This is a genomic window from Halomonas sp. 3D7M, assembly GCF_014897885.1.
In the GTDB taxonomy this organism is placed as follows: domain Bacteria; phylum Pseudomonadota; class Gammaproteobacteria; order Pseudomonadales; family Halomonadaceae; genus Vreelandella.
This window is the reverse complement of record NZ_JABUZF010000257.1, coordinates 7,643-10,962: the sequence shown is the minus strand read 5'-3', so window position 1 is coordinate 10,962 and position 3,320 is coordinate 7,643. Positions and strand designations below refer to the sequence as shown.

The window sequence follows — 3,320 nt, the reverse complement described above, 5'->3', positions numbered from 1 at the left end:
CGACGCCCGCTGATAGCGGGCGTCGGTGTTTTTGCGAATCGGTTGATTGATGTGCTTTAGTGCTGTTGCGGGTAGCGCACCAGTCCTTCTTGAGCGGTAGAGGCCACCAAGCGACCATCGCGTCGGTAAATATGACCGCGCGCTAAACCGCGGGCGCCGCCTGCCCAGGGAGAGTCAATCACGTAGAGTAGCCAGTCATCCAGACGGGGATCTTCGTGTAGCCACAGGGCATGGTCCAGGCTGGCGATGCGCAGTTTAGGATCGGTAAACTTGATACCGTGGGGAACCAGTCCGGTCGTTAGTAGGTTGAAGTCCGATGCGTAGGAAAGCAGATGGCGATGCAGGGCTGGGTCATCGGGCAGCGTTCCGCCCGCTAGGCGAAACCATAGACACTGCCCTGCAGGCGATGCATTGTCTGGATTGCCTTTTAAATGCAAAAACTCGATAGGATGACCCGGGAAACGCGCATGCTTTACATCTCCACTTTCGATTAACGCTTCTGGCGTAGGCACGTGGGGCATGGTGCGCTGGTGGCTAATGCTCTCTTCGGCGCTTTGAAACGAAGCGCTACAGAAGAAGATCGGGCGCCCTTTTTGAATAGCGGTAACGCGCCGAGTAGTAAAGCTACCACCATCGCGAATCGTGTCTACTTGGTAGACGACGGGGCGGTGAGGGTCGCCGGGACGCAGAAAATAGCCATGCTGGGAGTGTGGGCGGCGATCATCGGGCACGGTGCGTGCCGCCGCTGCTAATGCTTGGCCTAATACCTGGCCGCCGTAGAGCTGTGGGAAGCCGAGGTCTTGGCTTTGGCCACGAAATAGCGTCTCTTCAAGTGTTTCCAGCTCTAGTAAGCTTACCAGTAACTTCAGCGCATCGTTCATTCTCGGTATCCTTAGTGCTGTCCGTTTGGCCGCTAATGTTTGCCAGGGTATCTTTGCGGCTATGGCACAATTAAAACGATCGTTTTGCTACCTTAGCGGAGTTTGTCTTGATACGCAGCGACGAATTTTACATGCACCGAGCGCTTGACCAAGCACACCTTGCCTTTAAAGAGGGTGAGGTGCCGGTGGGGGCCGTAGTGGTGGATGCTTTGGGTACCATTATAGGAGCAGGGCGAAACTCACCGGTAGCGAGTTGTGACCCTAGCGGTCACGCGGAAATTCGCGCGCTGAGAGCGGCTGGGCAGCAGGTAGGTAACTACCGCTTAGAGGGCTGCACACTATTTGTGACGCTTGAGCCATGCATGATGTGTGCGGGTGCCATGGTTCATGCCCGCTTAGCGCGCTTGGTGTATGGTGCGGCAGAGCCGCGCACGGGGATGGTCGAGTCAAAAGCTAACCTGCTTGCTCAGCCGTGGTTCAATCATCAAGTAGTTGTCACCAGTGGCGTGCTGGCAGCGCCGGCAAAAAAATTGCTAAAACAGTTTTTTGCTACGAAACGCTAGCCCGCTACTATCGTCAACGAGTGGCGGTATTGTGGGTAGCAGCCAATCATTGCTCCACGGGTGGAATAATATCAAAGAGTAACAGAGGCTCATCGCTAACCAGCGTTTGTCCCAACTGGAAAAACTGCTGGCGACTGCGTTCGACGTACTCAATCATCTCGTAGTAGCGGCGAATGTTGCGTACGTAGATCACCGGCTCACCGCCGCGTGCATAGCCATGGCGAGTTTGGCTATGCCATTCCCGTTGCTGAAGTAAGGGCAGCGCTGCACGGACATCTTGCCAGCTGTCTGGGTTGCCGCCGCGCATTTCGGCGATCTTGCGGGCATCGTATAGGTGTCCAAGTCCCACGTTATAGGCCGCCATCGCCATGTAGAGCCGGTCATTACCGACAATGCTCTCTGGCAGACGATCTTTAATACTGCGTAAATAGCGGGCGCCACCATCAATGCTCTGGGCAGGATTAGTGCGGTCAGCGACGCCCATCTCGCTGGCGGTTGGGTTGGTGAGCATCATTAGGCCGCGCACCCCGGTGGGAGACACTGCGTTAGGGTCCCAGTGAGATTCCTGATAGCCCACGGCAGCCAGCAGTTTCCAATCAAACCCCGTGTCTCGAGCAGCCTTTTTGAAAAGCTCGCTATAGGTTGGCAGGCGTTCATCAAGATGGGCTAAAAACGTGCGTGTTCCCACGTACTCCAAATAATCATCATGGCCAAAATAGCGGCTGACGAGCTGCTCCAGCGTGCCACTTTCCTGCAGTTCTTGAAGAAACTGATTGGCAGTTTCCAATAGCCCCAGTCCGCGCCCGCTGGGCACCGCCCAGGCTAATGATAGCGGCTCTCCTAGCAAGAAGCCGCGCTCGACGTTAGGAAAAAAAAGCCGATTGAGACGAAACTGATGATCAAAAATAATTGCGGCATCCAGCGTGCCGTTTTCCACCCGAGCCAGCAGTTCTGCTACTTCAAGCTCGTGAGACTCTTTCCAGCTTAAGCTTGGGTAGTCGCGCTGAAGGGCGAGGAGTGATTGGCTGGTGCCTGCTTCGCTAAGCGTGCCTAATTCCAAACCAACTAAATTTTTTGGCTCGTTTATGCCGTTCAAGCCGCGACGATAAACCACCAGTGGCTGCATCTGGATTATTGAGCGGGTGTAATGAATGCCGGGTGAATCTGGCAGCAAGGGTAGCGCCGCAGCACCTAGGTCTCCTTGTCCTCGTACTGCTGGCAGCACGCTTTCAGGATGGTGGCTTGCATTGAGATTTAAGCTAACCCCCAAATAGTCAGCAAACCGATGCATCAGCTCATATTCAAAGCCAGTGGGGCCTTGGCGGCCTTCATAGTAAGTGGTTGGTGTGTTACGGGTATGAATCGTAATAAATTCTTTCGCGATGATCTGAGCGAGGTGCTCACCTTGCGGTACCGGCGTGGCGCGCGGAATTAACGCTAAGAAAAGCGTAACAATGACTGCAAAATAAGCGCGATAACGCGTTATAAAATGTCGGCAAATCAACGTCAGCATGGCGTCTTGTCGGCATGAAACAAGCTGCCACGATACCCAGCCTGAGAGATGCTGTCACCTTGTTGATTTCGTGTGACCGCCGCTTTCCAGTATCATAGTGAGATTGCCGCGCTGCGGCCCACTGATTTCCCGCACGAACTCTTCCTGCTTTAGAGGCTCCCAGATATGCTCGAACTGCGAGGCGCACCTGCCCTTTCTGCCTTCCGCCATGAACGGCTGTTAACGGTGTTGCGTGAACGTGTTCCCGAGGTGGAGGCGTTGTCCGCCCATTATGTCCACTTCATAGACCACCGCGAGACACTGGATGATGCTGCCCAGGAGTGTTTGGCCAAGCTGCTTGATTATGGCAGCCACGCGAGCCAA

Annotated in this window: 3 protein-coding genes and 1 pseudogene (1 of these 4 cut by a window edge); 2 read left to right on the top strand and 2 right to left on the bottom strand. The window is 54.8% G+C overall.

The genetic code is table 11. The features are described 5' to 3' along the window. Positions 1 to 56 precede the first annotated feature (56 nt). Positions 57 to 881: an acyl-CoA thioesterase gene (locus INT22_RS16265; protein ID WP_089039787.1), complete on the bottom strand. Its 825-nt coding sequence runs from the start codon at positions 879 to 881 to the stop codon at positions 57 to 59. A gap of 110 nt (positions 882 to 991) precedes the next feature. On the opposite strand from INT22_RS16265, the gene tadA reads away from it, so the two are divergent. Then, positions 992 to 1,444, top strand: a complete 453-nt coding sequence (gene tadA, locus INT22_RS16260) for a tRNA adenosine(34) deaminase TadA (RefSeq protein WP_319022096.1) — start codon at positions 992 to 994, stop codon at positions 1,442 to 1,444. Between the two features lie 46 nt (positions 1,445 to 1,490). On the opposite strand, the gene mltF is transcribed toward tadA, so the two are convergent. After that, positions 1,491 to 2,957, bottom strand: coding sequence for a membrane-bound lytic murein transglycosylase MltF (gene mltF, locus INT22_RS16255; RefSeq protein ID WP_193061908.1), 1,467 nt, complete (start codon positions 2,955 to 2,957; stop codon positions 1,491 to 1,493). A gap of 165 nt (positions 2,958 to 3,122) precedes the next feature. Between mltF and purL the strand changes: the two are divergent. Next, positions 3,123 to 3,320 (top strand): annotated as a pseudogene (gene purL / locus INT22_RS16250) (phosphoribosylformylglycinamidine synthase); it runs 3,771 nt beyond the window's last position.